Source organism: Pseudomonas sp. GV085 (genome assembly GCF_003050925.1).
In the GTDB taxonomy this organism is placed as follows: domain Bacteria; phylum Pseudomonadota; class Gammaproteobacteria; order Pseudomonadales; family Pseudomonadaceae; genus Aquipseudomonas.
The window spans coordinates 380,963-393,938 of record NZ_QAOV01000003.1; the positions used below are offsets into that span (position 1 = coordinate 380,963).

Consider the following 12,976-nt stretch of genomic DNA (forward strand, 5'->3'; position numbering starts at 1 on the left):
TTTGATTTTCAGTCATTCATGCTCTGGAAATGCTCAAGCATCCGCTGGGCATCGGGCATCACGCCGCTGAACAGTTCGAACGCCTTCACCGCCTGAAACACCGCCATGTTGCCGCCGTCCAGCGTTCGGCAACCGAGGGCGCGGGCGTGGTGTAGCAGTTCGGTTTCCAACGGGAAGTAAACGATCTCCGCCACCCACAATTCGGCCCGCAGCAACGCGACCGGCACCGGCATGCCCGGCAGTTTTTTCATGCCCATCGGCGTGGTGTTCACCAGGCCGTCAGCCCGGGCCATGGCGCTCGACAGGTCATACCCGGCCACCGCCCGACCGACGCCGAAATGCTGATTGAGGTTGTCTGCCAGATCCTGGGCGCGGCGGATGTCCACGTCAAAAATGCTCAGCTGTTGTACGCCTTCATTCAATAACGCGTGGGCCACCGCCGCACCTGCGCCGCCAGCGCCCATTTGTACGACACGTTCAACGGCAACGCCCTTCAAGCCCCGGCGAAAACCCTCGGCAAAGCCCAGGCAGTCAGTATTGTGGCCGATGCGTTTGCCGTCCTTGAGCACCACGGTGTTGACCGCGCCTATACCGCGGGCTTCCGGCGAGAGTTCGTCGAGCAGCGGGATGATCGCCTGCTTGCATGGGAAGGTGATGTTCAGCCCGGTGAAATTCATGCGCTCGGCAGCCATCAACAGGTCGGGCAGGGCGTTACTGTCGAGCTTCAACTGATCAAGATCAATCAGGCGATACAGGTAGCGCAGCCCCTGGGCATCGCCTTCATGCTCGTGCATGGCCGGTGTGCGGGAAGCCTGGATGCCGGCACCAATCAGCCCGGCCAGTATCACGTGGTTCTGAGTCACGGCGATCACCCCTTCAAACGATGGCTGAAGTGTTCCAGGGCCAGGCGATAGCCATGACTGCCAAAACCGGCCATTACCGCCGTTGCAATGGCGGATACGAACGAGTGATGGCGAAAGGGCTCGCGTGCATGCACGTTGGACAGGTGGACTTCGATCACCGGCAGTTCGCTGGCAACCAGGGCGTCGCGAATGGCGACCGAGGTGTGGGTCCACGCGGCAGGATTGATGACGATCCCGGCGCAGCGGCCACGGGCGGCGTGAATCCAGTCGAGCAATTCGCCTTCATGGTTGGTCTGGCGAAACTCCACCGCCAGGCCGAACTCTTCGGCGGCGCGTGCGCACAGGGTCGAGATGTCTGCCAGGGTTTCGTGGCCGTAAGTCGCCGGTTCACGGGTGCCGAGCAGGTTCAGGTTCGGGCCGTTGAGCACCAGAACGATAGGGGACATCGGAATCTCTCCACTTATTATTTTTGGAATCGGCCGAGGTTTTCGACCTGTGGGGATAAATTGTACTAACTAGTTAATTCGGTCAATTGAAGAGAAGGCACGCTGACGGTTTGTGGGCGATGATCGGACACTTTCGGTGTTCAGCGCGGCAAGTGCTCCACCAGAAAATCGATAAACGCCCTCAAGCGCAGCGGTACATGCCGACTTTGCGGGTAAAGCAACGTGAATGGCCGCGAGCGCCCGCCATAGGGCTTGAGTACTTCCACCAGCGAGCCGTCGGCCAGTTCCTTTTCCACGATAAAACGATAGGTCTGAAACAACCCCGCTCCGTGTTTGGCCAAGGTGACACCGCCCAGCACATCGTCGGAACAGCTGAGGCTGCCCTCGGCCAGAATCTCCCGGGGCACGCCTTCATCGTTGAACAACCAGGCAATGCGCCGGCCACTGCTGGGCAATTCGTACTGAATGCATTCGTGGTTTTCGAGGTCGTCGAGGGTTTGTGGAATGCCGGCCCGTTTCAGGTAATCAGGGCTGGCGATCATCACCAGGGCGGCATCTTCCAGCTGCCGGGCGATCAGGCCGGAATCCGGGATGGCTCGTACACGAATCGCCATGTCGTAGCCTTCGCCGACGAAATCGATGTTGCGATTGCTGATGTGCGACTCGACCTTCACCGCCGGATAGCGCGCCCGAAATTCGGGCAACAGCGGCAGGATTCGATGATGCGCGTAGGTGGTCGGGATACTGATGCGCAAAGTACCGGACGGCACTTGCTGTTGGCCCATGACCTCACGCTGGGCCTCGACCAGTTGCGCCAGGGCCTGGCGGCATTCCTCGTAATAGCGGCGACCGCTGTCGGTCAGCTTCACGCTGCGGGTGGTGCGCGCAAACAGGCGCACACCCAGGCGCTCTTCCATGCGCGACACCGAACGGCTCACGGCAGCGGGCGTGACACCTGCCACCAGCGCCGCGGCAGTAAAACTGCCGGCCTCGGCGGCCAGGCAAAACAGCTCGATGCTGCCTAACTGAAGATCGTCGAATTGTCGCTGCATGATTGATTACACCGGGGATCAAATGAAGAGGCTGGACCAGTATTTATCAGGTGCCAGTGCCTTAAAGAAAGGATTTCTTACCAATTCGCGTGGTGTTGTGCAGGTTCGGGAATCGCCAGGACGCTAGCCTGAGGGCGGAAGAAATGATTTCACCGGTCATTACCGATGGTCAGAATTTTCCAGGGAATGTCGGATTCTCGGATTCATTAACCTAACGGATGGGTTAACATGAAGGTATGCAATTACAAAGGACTGTCGGTAGTGATCATGTTGCGAGACGAGCATTGTCCGCCTCATGCGCATGTGGAGGCGGGTACGTGGAGTGCAAGATTCAGGTTCAGTTTTTGGCACAACGGTGTCGAGCTTTGGGATGTCGTTCCGCTTTCGCGTCGGCCACCGTTGGCGGTGCTTGAGGGATTGCGCCAATCGCTCCAGCAACCTGCCCATTTGCGGCGCGCCCGGGGCATCTGGTGGCGAAAATTGCAAACGGCCTGTCTTGATAATCAATTGTGGGACTGGCAAAGCAACGAAGTCGTTATGGTGAAAAGGGTTGTCAGTACCACCAATATGATTGGATCGGCTTGCTACGAACCTGAATCGAACAGGACGTTGCTATCCCTGATAGGCGCACAGGAAAGTGTGGAGATCGAGTTATGAAAACGATAAAAGCCAAGGTTCAGGCCGATAGTCCCGTAACGGAAAGTAGCCTGGACAAAGCCATCGAACGTGGCGAGTTACGTAGAAAAAATAGCCTGCAAGCGACAGCGGTTACCTACCTGGCCCCCTGTCTGGCCGTCAGCTTCGAAGACGGCAGCGGTGTATTGCTGCCCGTGGCCAACTATCCGGAGTTCGATGATCTTGAGGTCGAGGACTACGCCAGTCTGACTGTCGGCTACGCGGGTACTGCCCTGTGTCATGAAGGCAAGGACCTGCATGTATCTATCGCCGGGATGATTTCTGCCAGCAAGCCGCTGATGGCCATGGCGGCCTCGGTCGTCGCTTCGCGCAATGGTCGCCAGAGCAGCGCCGCAAAGTCTGAAGCCGCGCGGGCCAACGGCAGGAAAGGCGGGCGCCCGCGCAAGGTCGATGTTGTCGTGTAAGTGCCCACAAAAAAGCCGTCGTGAAGACGGCTTTTTGTGTCAGGCAGGAGCCATCAACGCCGGGTCAGCATCACCCCGGATTCCATGTGATGGGTCCACGGGAACTGGTCGAACATCGCGCACCGGGTGACGCGGTGGGTGTCGTGCAGTTGGGCGATGTTGGCCGCCAGGGTCTCCGGGTTGCAGGAGATGTACAGGATGTTGTCGAAGCGCCGGGTCAGTTCGCAGGTGTCCGGGTCCATGCCGGCACGGGGCGGGTCGACGAACACGCTGCCGAACTCGTAGCTCTTGAGGTCGATGCCGTGCAGGCGGCGGAACGGACGCACTTCGTTCAAGGCTTCGGTCAGCTCTTCGGCGGACAAGCGCACCAGGGTGACGTTATCCACAGCGTTTTCGCTGAGGTTGCTCAGCGCCGCGTTGACCGAAGTCTTGCTGATTTCGGTGGCCAGCACTTTGCGCACGCGGGTGGCGAGCGGCAGGGTGAAGTTGCCGTTGCCGCAATACAGCTCCAGCAAATCATCGGAGCGATCGCCAAGCGCATCGTATGCCCAGTTGAGCATCTTCTGGTTCACCGTGCCGTTGGGCTGGGTGAACGCGCCTTCCGGCTGGCGGTAGCTGAAGGTGCGGCCGCCGACTTCCAGCTTCTCGAGCACGTAATCGTGGCCAATGACTTCGCGCTTGCCCTTGGAGCGGCCGATGATGCTGACGTTCAGGTCCGCCGCCAGTTTTGACGCCGCCGCATGCCAGTGCTCGTCCAGCGGGCGGTGATAGCACAGGGTGATCATTGCGTCGCCGGCCAGGGTGGTCAGGAACTCCACCTGGAACAGCTTGTGGCTCAGGGGCGCACTCGCTTGCCACGCAGCCTTGAGCTGCGGCATCAACTGGTTGATGCGCAGGCTGGCAATCGGGAACTCTTCGATCAGGATTGGCGTGCGTTTGTCTTCCTGGGAAAACATCGCGTAATGACGCTCGCCGGCCTCGCGCCACAGGCGGAACTCGGCGCGCAGGCGGAAGTTTTGCAGCGGCGAATCGAAAACGGCTGGCTCGGGTGCATCGAACGGGGCCAGCAGGTCACGCAAACGCGTGACTTTTTCTTCGAGCTGAACGGCATAGGCCTGAGAATCAAAAGTCATGCGTTGAACCAACCCAGCTTGATCACGAATAGAATCGACAGGATCACCAGCGCCGGGTTCAGCTCACGGCCACGACCGGACATCAGCTTGATGGCAGTCCAGGAAATGAAACCGAAAGCGATGCCATTGGCGATGGAATAAGTGAACGGCATCGCCAGCGCAGTGATCACCACCGGCGCGGCGACGGTAATGTCGTCCCAGTCTATTTCGGCCAGGCCGGATGTCATCAGCACGGCGACGAACAGCAGGGCTGGTGCGGTGGCGAAGGCCGGAACGCTGGCGGCCAGTGGCGAGAAGAACAGCGCCAGCAGGAACAGGATCGCCACCACGATGGCGGTCAGGCCGGTGCGGCCACCGGCACTCACGCCGGCAGCGGATTCGATGTAGCTGGTGGTGGTCGAGGTGCCCAGCAGGGAACCGGCCATGGCTGCAGTGCTGTCGGCGATCAGCGCGCGACCCATTTTCGGCATGTGACCGTCTTTGCGCATCAGACCGGCGCGCTTGGCGACGCCGATCAGAGTGCCGGAGTTATCGAACAGGTCAACGAACAGGAAGGCGAAGATCACGCTGACCAGACCGATGTCCAGTGCGCCCTTGATGTCCAGTTGCAAGAAGGTCGGGGCCAGGGACGGCGGCATCGACATCACACCGCCGAACGGGGTGAAGCCCATCACGATCGAAACGATGGTCACCACCAGAATGCCGATCAGCACCGCACCGCGCACGGCAAGGGCTTCGAGGGCGACGATCAGGGCAAAACCGAGGGTAGCGAGGATCGGCGCGGGTTGTTTCAGGTCACCGAGGCCGACCATGGTCGCCGGGTTACTGACCACGATACCGGCGTTGTGCAGGGCGATCAGTGCCAGGAACAGGCCGATACCGGCAGCAATCGCCGAGCGCAGCGGCAGCGGGATGCTGTTGATGATCCATTCACGGATGCGGAAGATCGACAGCAGGAAAAAGCACACCGCCGAGATGAACACCGCGCCCAGTGCCACTTGCCAGGTGTGGCCCATGTGCAGGACCACGGTGTAGGTGAAGAAGGCGTTCAGGCCCATGCCCGGTGCCAGGGCGATCGGGTAATTGGCGATCAGGCCCATGGTCGTCGAGCCGATGGCGGCTGCCAGACAGGTGGCGACAAACACCGCGCCCTTGTCCATGCCGGTCTCGCCAAGAATGCTCGGATTGACGAACAGAATGTAGGCCATGGCCAAAAAGGTCGTGACGCCCGCCAGAATCTCGGTCCGCACGTTGGTGTTGTGTGCCTTGAGTTGAAACAGCCTTTCCAGCATGTCTGCTCCCCGTGGCGCGCCGGGCGCCGTGAATGTATCGACCTCAACAGCAAAGCACAGGCAGCAGAACGCGCCTGGAAATTACTGTGGGCCGGAAAAAGCCGCGCATCATACCAGTAGCTTGGGGATATGGCTGCTTATGGCAGTGATCGTCGTCGATGTTTTGCGACAACACCAAGTGCGCCATACTGCGCGCTGGTTTTTTGGGGGTGGAAAGGTCCTGCATGAAAAGGCGTCTGGTTAGCGTGTTCGGCGTATGGATGGCGTTGTTGCTCGGGGCTCAAACGGCCGTGGCGGCCTCGGCTGCGCCACTGACGCAATTGAAGGTGCTCAAAGTCGCGTCGCCGTCCTGTGGCGTTGAAAACATCGACGAAGGGCAAACCCGGACGCGCTGCGATCACAATGGCCCGAACATCACGGTGTACGTGCTGGAAGTGGGTTATGGACGCGAGGCCCATGTCGCCCTGGACGGTTTCGAAGTGAATGGCACCCGCACACCGGTCTGCGCGTTCAAGAACGGCAACCTGACCAGTTGCACCCCAGGCGAAAAAACCGTCGGCTATTTGTATGCCCTCGATCTGGCGGGCAAGCAGGAAGGCACACTGACCTTTAGCAACACCTCGATCAACGCGCCCGGCAACACGATGTCGACGCAGCTTTACATCAAGTAACCACAGGTCCCGAACAAGGGTCAGGAAAGCTGACTACGCTTAAAAGATCATTCTGTGGACAATACCTGATGACCATTAGAGCCTTGATTGCCCTCGCCGAGGGCACCGATGACCTGCAAACCGTCACCCTGATCGACGTACTGCGCCGAGCCAAAATAGAAGTGGTGGTGGCCAGTATCGAAGGGCGGCGCATGCTCACCTGCGCCCGCGGCACGCGCCTGACGTCCGATGCCATGCTGGTGGATTTGCTGGCGCAGCCCTTCGACCTGATCGCCTTGCCGGGTGGTGCGGTGGGTTCGCAGCACTTGGCAGCCCACCAACCCCTGCAACAATTGATCAAGGATCAGGCGGCAGCCGGTCGCCTGTTCGCCGGCATCGCCGAGGCGCCCGCCGTGGCGCTGCAGGCCTTTGGCGTATTGCGTCAACGGCGCATGACCTGCCTGCCCTCGGCCAGCCATCAATTGTTGGGCTGTAACTTCGTCGATCAACCGGTGGTGGTCGACGGCAATTGCATCACCGCCCAGGGCTCGGCTGGCGCCTTGGCGTTTGCCCTGGCGCTGGTGGAGCAACTCTGCGGTAAAGCCACACGTGCGGCGGTGGCAGGGGAGTTGTTGGTTTAGCCTGCCTGGACTTTCGCTTCTTCCTTTTCTTCATCTTTAGCCACGTGCATGCGATCGCGGCTGGCCAGGCTCGGGAACAGTTTGACCCACACCCCGGTCACCACCAGCGTGCCGATCCCGCCCATGACCACGGCTGGCACGGTACCGAACCAGTGGGCAGTCAGGCCCGATTCGAATTCGCCCAACTGGTTTGAGGCACCGATGAACAGACCGTTCACGGCGCTGACCCGACCGCGCATTTCGTCCGGGGTTTCCAGTTGCACGAACGAGGCACGGATCACCATGCTGATCATGTCCGCCGCGCCCAGCACCACCAATACCGCCAGGGAAAACCAGAACGAGGTCGACAGGCCAAAGGCGATGGTTGCCACGCCGAAGACGCCCACGGCGGTGAACATCACCCGCCCGACGTTGCGCTCCACGGCAAACCGCGCCAGGAACAGCGACATCAGCAGTGCACCCACTGCCGGTGCCGAGCGCAAAAGGCCCAGCCCCCACGGGCCGGTCAGCAGGATGTCCTTGGCGAACACCGGCAGCAACGCCGTCGCACCACCCAATAGCACCGCGAACAGATCGAGGGAGATCGCCCCGAGAATGTCCGGACGACTGCGGATAAAGCGAATGCCCGCCAGCAGTGAATCCAGAGTGGCCTTGCCCTTGTTCAGCGGGGTTTGCCGGGCTGGCAGGTTGAGCATCAGCGAACAGGCGATGACATACAAAAGCACCGTCGGGCCATACACCCAGACGCTGCCGAAGGCGTAGAGCAAACCGCCGAGGGCCGGGGCGACGATGGTGGCCGATTGCTGGGCCGATTGCGCGGCGGCGACCGCACGGGGAAACAGCGCGCTGGGCACGATGCTCGGCAACAGGGCCTGGGTGGTCGGCATTTCAAAGGAACGCGCGGCGCCGAGCAGGAAGGCCAGGATAAAGATCATTTCCCGGGTGACCTGGTCGGTGGCACTGCCAATGGCCAGCGACAGGGCGATCAATGCCTGCACGGACTGGCAGATCGCCGCGACTTTGCGCCGGTCATAGCGGTCGGCGACGTGTCCTGTGTGCAGCATGAACAGCACGCGCGGGGCGAACTCGACCAGGCCGACCAGACCCAGGTCGAGCACGTTGCCGGTCAACCGATACAGGTTCCAGCCGATGGCCACGGTGAGCATCTGGAAGCCGCTGGCGGTGAAGACCCGGGCCAGCCAGAACGCGAGAAAAGGGCGATGGTGACGTAACAGCAAGGGCTCTTGGCTGGGCATCGGCGGGACAATCTGGGGGAGAGGGGAGCGGCGAGATTATCACCAACCTGTAACAGGAAGTTGTCATGACAAAAAAATAGTTAGCTAGATACCGATCTTGGAAACACAGGAAGCACTGTAGGAGCGGGCTTGCCCGCGAAGACGGCGGCACATTCAAAAGTGATGTGCATCACCAACCGCTTTCGCGGGCAAGCCCGCTCCTACTGGTAGCGTGTTGCTGGCGATGACAAAAGCCGTGAGGCAACTTGTCACGCGGCAAAAGGCCACGCGGGTTATCCCCGAAAATGGGACTACTCTTTCAACGTTGATTGATCCAGATCAAAACCCACAAAAGGAATTGATCCGGCGGCCGCAAGGCCAGATTCCCTGCGTTGTGATGCGTGCAAAAAAAGAACAAACAGAGATTCGCCACACTCCATATCCGTGGGGACCGTGGGTGCAGGCTTCCAGCCAGCAGCCGTACTACCTGACAGAGGAAGACTTATGTTCGGTTTAGAGGCACTTGATCTCGCCCGAATTCAGTTCGCGTTCACCATCTCGTTCCACATCCTGTTTCCGGCCATCACCATCGGCCTGGCGAGTTACCTGGCGGTACTCGAAGGCCTGTGGCTGAAAACCCATAACGACACCTACCGTGACCTCTACCATTTCTGGTCGAAAATCTTTGCCGTCAACTTCGGCATGGGGGTGGTTTCCGGCCTGGTCATGGCCTATCAGTTCGGCACCAACTGGAGCCGCTTCTCGGACTTCGCCGGCTCGGTTACCGGGCCGTTGCTGACCTATGAAGTGCTTACGGCGTTCTTCCTCGAGGCCGGGTTCCTCGGCGTCATGCTGTTTGGCTGGAACAAGGTCGGACGTGGCCTGCACTTCTTCGCCACCGTGATGGTGGCCATCGGTACACTGATCTCGACGTTCTGGATTCTTGCCTCCAATAGCTGGATGCAGACCCCGCAGGGCTTCGAGATCGTCAACGGTCAGGTCATACCCACCGACTGGCTGGCGGTTATCTTCAATCCGTCGTTCCCGTATCGCCTGATGCACATGGCCACGGCGGCGTTCGTCGCCACGGCCTTCTTCGTTGGTTCCTCCGCGGCCTGGCATTTGCTGCGCGGCAGGGACAACCCGGCGATCCGCAAAATGCTCTCGATGGCCATGTGGATGGCATTGATCGTCGCGCCGATCCAGGCGGTCATTGGCGATTTCCACGGTCTCAATACGCTTGAGCATCAGCCGGCAAAAATCGCCGCGATCGAAGGCCACTGGGAAAACAAGGGTAACGAGGCGACGCCGCTGATCCTGTTCGGCTGGCCGGACATGAAAGAAGAGAAAACCAGGTTTGCTGTCGAAATTCCGTACCTGGGTAGCCTGATCCTGACTCACTCGCTGGACAAGCAAGTCCCGGCGCTCAAGGAGTTCCCGCCTGAAGACCGGCCGAATTCGACCATTGTGTTCTGGTCATTCCGGATCATGGTGGGTCTGGGCATGCTGATGATCTTCACCGGTTTGTGGAGCCTGTGGCTGCGCAAGCGTGACACCCTCTACTCCTCGCGGCCGTTCCTGTACCTGGCGCTGTGGATGGGGCCGTCCGGTCTGATCGCTCTCCTCGCCGGCTGGTTCACCACCGAAATCGGCCGCCAGCCATGGGTGGTTTACGGCCTGATGCGCACGGCGGATGCGTCGTCCAACCATAGCTTCATGCAGATGAGCATCACCCTGATCCTGTTTGTCGTGGTCTATTTCGCGCTGTTTGGTGCCGGTCTTGGCTACATGATGCGCCTGGTGCGCAAGGGGCCGAAAATCGACGAAGGCAAGGAAACCAACGACGGTGGCCCTGGCCGGAAACGCACACCGGCCCGACCGTTTTCCGCAGCCGACGGCGACCACATCGACGCCGATCACAGCCTGACCAAGGAGATTTGAATCATGGGTATTGATCTTCCGCTGATCTGGGCCGTGATCATCATCTTCGGCATCATGATGTACGTGGTCATGGACGGTTTCGACCTGGGCATCGGCATTCTCTTCCCGTTCATTCCGGGCAAGACGGATCGCGATGTGATGATGAACACCGTCGCCCCGGTCTGGGACGGCAACGAGACCTGGCTGGTGTTGGGGGGCGCGGCGTTGTTCGGCGCGTTTCCGCTGGCCTATTCGGTGGTGCTCTCGGCGTTGTACCTGCCGCTGATCCTGATGTTGATCGGGTTGATCTTCCGCGGTGTGGCCTTCGAGTTCCGCTTCAAGGCCAGGGACGACAAGCGCCATCTGTGGGACAAGGCGTTCATTGGTGGTTCGGTCACTGCAACGTTCTTCCAGGGTGTTGCGCTCGGCGCGTTCATCGATGGGCTGCCAGTGGTCAATCGGCAGTTCGCCGGTGGTTCACTGGACTGGCTGACCCCGTTCACGATGTTCTGTGGTGCGGCGCTGGTGGTGGCGTATGCGCTGCTCGGTTGCACCTGGCTGATCATGAAGACCGAAGGCAAGTTGCAGGAACAGATGCATGACCTGGCCCGGCCATTGGCCTTCGTGCTGCTGGCGGTGATTGGCATCGTCAGCATCTGGACCCCGTTGGCCCACGCAGAAATCGCCGCACGCTGGTTCACCATGCCGAATCTGTTCTGGTTCATGCCGGTGCCGATTCTGGTGCTGGTGACGATGTACGGACTGATTCGCGCCGTGGCCCGCAACGCGCACTACACGCCGTTCCTGCTGACCCTGGTGCTGATCTTCCTCGGTTACAGCGGGTTGGGCATCAGCTTGTGGCCGAACATCATCCCGCCGTCGATCTCGATCTGGGATGCCGCCGCGCCGCCGCAAAGTCAGGGTTTCATGCTGGTGGGCACGCTGTTCATCATTCCGTTCATCCTGGGCTACACCTTCTGGAGCTACTACGTGTTCCGCGGCAAGGTCACCCATGAAGACGGCTATCACTAGCCCTGTGCACCACGAAACTAATGTGGGAGCGAGCCTGCTCCGGGCGGCGTTCCGACGATGGCGTCCTGACAGACGCCATCGATCTACATCGGAGGATTTATCAATGAACGGCAAACACACCCTGCACGACATTGAAGAAGCCGAAAAAAAACCGCTGTGGCAGCGGCTAGGCTGGTTGGCCCTGATCTGGGGCGGCAGCGTCGGCGCCTTGTTCATCGTCGCCAGCCTGATGCGTCTGTTCATGAACGCGGCCGGCCTGACCACGCACTGACATCTCCCCCGTGGCCTCAGGGCACGGATTTACGACCCTCCGACCGGAGGGTTTTTTTTTACCTGTTACTTACGCGCCTTGAGGATGACGAATTTCGGATTGGTTGCCACTTGCTCGACACCGCGGAACAATCGCGCGAGCTTGCTGTGGTAACCCAGGTGACGATTGCCGACGATGTACAGCGCGCCGCCTACGACCAGCGCTTCGCGCGCCTGCTGGAACATCCGCCAGGCCAGGAAATCGCCCACCACCTGTTGCTGGTGAAACGGTGGATTGCACAACACGACATCAAGCGATTGCGGTTCCTGGCCGGCCAGGCCATCACCGGCACGCACGATCACTTCCCGTTCACCCAAGGCTGCGTGCCAGTTCTCGGATGCCGATTGCACGGCCATGAACGACTCGTCCACCAGCGTATAGTGGGCCTGGGGGTTTTGCAGGGCGCTGGCGATGGCCAGGACGCCGTTGCCGCAGCCGAGATCGGCGACCCGCGCCGAGCCGAGGTTTTTCGGCAAGTGTGGCAAAAATGCCCGGGTGCCGATGTCCAGGCCTTCGCGGCAAAACACATTGGCGTGGTTGAGCAGTTCGATAGCCGGGTCGTCTAGTCTGTAGCGCGTTGGGTAAGGCGATACAACTGGCGTTTTGTCTTGCGCCGTGGCAATCAATAGCCGCGCCTTCTTCACGGCCAATGAGGCTTGCACCGGGCCGATGTAACGCTCCAGCAAGTCGCCCGCGGCCCGGGGCAGATGTTTGATCATGGCCGCGGCAACCACTTGGGCGCCGGGTGCCAGTTGACCTTGCAGGCGGATCAGTTGTTCTTCCAGCAGTGCCAGGGTTTTCGGTACACGGATCAGCACGCAGTCGAACGGTCCGGCAAAGGTTTCGCTGGCGGGTATGCTCGGCACCGCATCAAACGCCAGGCCGTTGCGCACCAGGTTCTTTTCCAGCCCCTGCAAGGCCAGGAACGAATCACCGCTGCTGATCACCCGCACCTTGCCCGCCAGGCTGGCCGCCAACGCGCCGAAACTGTCATTGAGCACCAATACCCGGGTGTCCGACGCCGGCTGCTGTTCGGCCAGATGATTGAGCAGGTATTCATCGGCCGCATCGAAAGCTTGCAGCGGTTCATTCTGCTGTTCGGGCTGGCGGATCAGGTCGAGGCTGGCGAAGGGTGTTTCGAGCAAAGGCATGGGGTGGGGCTCTGGGTAATCAACGGATGTCCCGCTGCCTAAGGCGTTGGAGCGGGCGGGGCCGACCGAGTGTACTGCGTCGTGCAGGTCTACACGCCATCACTCAGGAGGGACCGCAAATGGTACGTTTTTTTTGCCTGGATTACCCGCA

14 protein-coding genes are annotated in these 12,976 nt (G+C 60.3%); 7 read left to right on the forward strand and 7 right to left on the reverse strand.

What is annotated here, in order from left to right:
- Positions 1–8: 8 nt before the first annotated feature.
- The 3 genes from C8K63_RS08970 to C8K63_RS08980 all read right to left on the reverse strand — a co-directional run bounded on the left by C8K63_RS08970 (position 9) and on the right by C8K63_RS08980 (position 2,361).
- Positions 9–863: a shikimate dehydrogenase gene (locus C8K63_RS08970; RefSeq protein WP_108216493.1), complete on the reverse strand. Its 855-nt coding sequence runs from the start codon at positions 861–863 to the stop codon at positions 9–11.
- A 5-nt stretch (positions 864–868) separates the two neighbouring features.
- Positions 869–1,309 (reverse strand): type II 3-dehydroquinate dehydratase, encoded by a 441-nt coding sequence (aroQ, locus tag C8K63_RS08975; protein WP_108216387.1) that lies wholly within the window; start codon positions 1,307–1,309, stop codon positions 869–871.
- Between the two features lie 140 nt (positions 1,310–1,449).
- The gene (locus C8K63_RS08980) at positions 1,450–2,361 is read right to left on the reverse strand and encodes a LysR family transcriptional regulator (RefSeq protein WP_108216388.1); all 912 of its coding nucleotides are present in this window, start codon (positions 2,359–2,361) and stop codon (positions 1,450–1,452) included.
- A 228-nt stretch (positions 2,362–2,589) separates the two neighbouring features.
- Between C8K63_RS08980 and C8K63_RS08985 the strand changes: the two genes are divergently transcribed.
- On the forward strand, positions 2,590–3,018 hold the full coding sequence (locus tag C8K63_RS08985; RefSeq protein WP_108216389.1) for a DUF4160 domain-containing protein: 429 nt from the start codon (positions 2,590–2,592) through the stop codon (positions 3,016–3,018).
- On the forward strand, positions 3,015–3,461 hold the full coding sequence (locus C8K63_RS08990; protein WP_108216390.1) for a DUF2442 domain-containing protein: 447 nt from the start codon (positions 3,015–3,017) through the stop codon (positions 3,459–3,461). The genes C8K63_RS08985 and C8K63_RS08990 overlap by 4 nt, the downstream gene beginning before the upstream one ends.
- Positions 3,462–3,514: 53 nt before the next feature.
- Here C8K63_RS08990 and trmA read toward each other — a convergent pair whose 3' ends face one another.
- Positions 3,515–4,594 (reverse strand): tRNA (uridine(54)-C5)-methyltransferase TrmA, encoded by a 1,080-nt coding sequence (gene trmA, locus C8K63_RS08995; protein WP_108216391.1) that lies wholly within the window; start codon positions 4,592–4,594, stop codon positions 3,515–3,517.
- Positions 4,591–5,886, reverse strand: coding sequence for an NCS2 family permease (locus C8K63_RS09000; protein WP_008004270.1), 1,296 nt, complete (start codon positions 5,884–5,886; stop codon positions 4,591–4,593). Before C8K63_RS09000 ends, trmA begins: the two co-directional genes overlap by 4 nt.
- Positions 5,887–6,110: 224 nt before the next feature.
- Between C8K63_RS09000 and C8K63_RS09005 the strand changes: the two genes are divergently transcribed.
- Together C8K63_RS09005 and C8K63_RS09010 are read left to right on the forward strand one after the other, a co-directional pair.
- On the forward strand, positions 6,111–6,557 hold the full coding sequence (locus C8K63_RS09005) for a DUF4879 domain-containing protein (protein ID WP_108216392.1): 447 nt from the start codon (positions 6,111–6,113) through the stop codon (positions 6,555–6,557).
- 68 nt (positions 6,558–6,625) lie between these two features.
- The gene (locus C8K63_RS09010) at positions 6,626–7,177 is read left to right on the forward strand and encodes a DJ-1 family glyoxalase III (RefSeq protein ID WP_108216393.1); all 552 of its coding nucleotides are present in this window, start codon (positions 6,626–6,628) and stop codon (positions 7,175–7,177) included.
- Here the strand turns inward: C8K63_RS09010 and C8K63_RS09015 are convergent.
- Positions 7,174–8,433 (reverse strand): MFS transporter, encoded by a 1,260-nt coding sequence (locus C8K63_RS09015; RefSeq protein ID WP_108216394.1) that lies wholly within the window; start codon positions 8,431–8,433, stop codon positions 7,174–7,176. The two genes, C8K63_RS09010 and C8K63_RS09015, sit on opposite strands and share 4 nt — an antisense overlap.
- Positions 8,434–8,916: 483 nt before the next feature.
- Between C8K63_RS09015 and C8K63_RS09020 the strand changes: the two genes are divergently transcribed.
- The 3 genes from C8K63_RS09020 (at position 8,917) to C8K63_RS09030 (ending at position 11,635) form a co-directional block, all read left to right on the forward strand.
- Positions 8,917–10,353, forward strand: a complete 1,437-nt coding sequence (locus C8K63_RS09020) for a cytochrome ubiquinol oxidase subunit I (protein WP_108216395.1) — start codon at positions 8,917–8,919, stop codon at positions 10,351–10,353.
- A 3-nt stretch (positions 10,354–10,356) separates the two neighbouring features.
- Positions 10,357–11,364: a cytochrome d ubiquinol oxidase subunit II gene (gene cydB / locus C8K63_RS09025; protein WP_007975775.1), complete on the forward strand. Its 1,008-nt coding sequence runs from the start codon at positions 10,357–10,359 to the stop codon at positions 11,362–11,364.
- Between the two features lie 103 nt (positions 11,365–11,467).
- Entirely contained in the window at positions 11,468–11,635 is a 168-nt protein-coding gene (locus tag C8K63_RS09030; RefSeq protein WP_108216396.1) for a DUF2474 domain-containing protein, read from the forward strand.
- Positions 11,636–11,700: 65 nt separating this feature from the next.
- Here the strand turns inward: C8K63_RS09030 and C8K63_RS09035 are convergent, their stop codons facing one another.
- Positions 11,701–12,825 (reverse strand): methyltransferase, encoded by a 1,125-nt coding sequence (locus C8K63_RS09035; RefSeq protein ID WP_108216397.1) that lies wholly within the window; start codon positions 12,823–12,825, stop codon positions 11,701–11,703.
- Between the last annotated feature and the right edge of the window lie 151 nt (positions 12,826–12,976).

Excerpts from the sequence above, each read along its gene's own strand:
- C8K63_RS09005 (WP_108216392.1), top strand. The coding sequence starts at position 6,111 with ATGAAAAGGCGTCTGGTTAGCGTGTTCGGCGTATGGATGGCGTTGTTG.
- C8K63_RS09010 (WP_108216393.1), top strand. The coding sequence starts at position 6,626 with ATGACCATTAGAGCCTTGATTGCCCTCGCCGAGGGCACCGATGACCTG.
- cydB (WP_007975775.1), top strand. The coding sequence starts at position 10,357 with ATGGGTATTGATCTTCCGCTGATCTGGGCCGTGATCATCATCTTCGGC.
- C8K63_RS08990 (WP_108216390.1), top strand. The coding sequence starts at position 3,015 with ATGAAAACGATAAAAGCCAAGGTTCAGGCCGATAGTCCCGTAACGGAA.
- trmA (WP_108216391.1), bottom strand. The coding sequence starts at position 4,594 with ATGACTTTTGATTCTCAGGCCTATGCCGTTCAGCTCGAAGAAAAAGTC.
- C8K63_RS09015 (WP_108216394.1), bottom strand. The coding sequence starts at position 8,433 with ATGCCCAGCCAAGAGCCCTTGCTGTTACGTCACCATCGCCCTTTTCTC.
- C8K63_RS08980 (WP_108216388.1), bottom strand. The coding sequence starts at position 2,361 with ATGCAGCGACAATTCGACGATCTTCAGTTAGGCAGCATCGAGCTGTTT.
- C8K63_RS09035 (WP_108216397.1), bottom strand. The coding sequence starts at position 12,825 with ATGCCTTTGCTCGAAACACCCTTCGCCAGCCTCGACCTGATCCGCCAG.
- C8K63_RS09000 (WP_008004270.1), bottom strand. The coding sequence starts at position 5,886 with ATGCTGGAAAGGCTGTTTCAACTCAAGGCACACAACACCAACGTGCGG.
- C8K63_RS08985 (WP_108216389.1), top strand. The coding sequence starts at position 2,590 with ATGAAGGTATGCAATTACAAAGGACTGTCGGTAGTGATCATGTTGCGA.
- aroQ (WP_108216387.1), bottom strand. The coding sequence starts at position 1,309 with ATGTCCCCTATCGTTCTGGTGCTCAACGGCCCGAACCTGAACCTGCTC.
- C8K63_RS09020 (WP_108216395.1), top strand. The coding sequence starts at position 8,917 with ATGTTCGGTTTAGAGGCACTTGATCTCGCCCGAATTCAGTTCGCGTTC.
- C8K63_RS09030 (WP_108216396.1), top strand. The coding sequence starts at position 11,468 with ATGAACGGCAAACACACCCTGCACGACATTGAAGAAGCCGAAAAAAAA.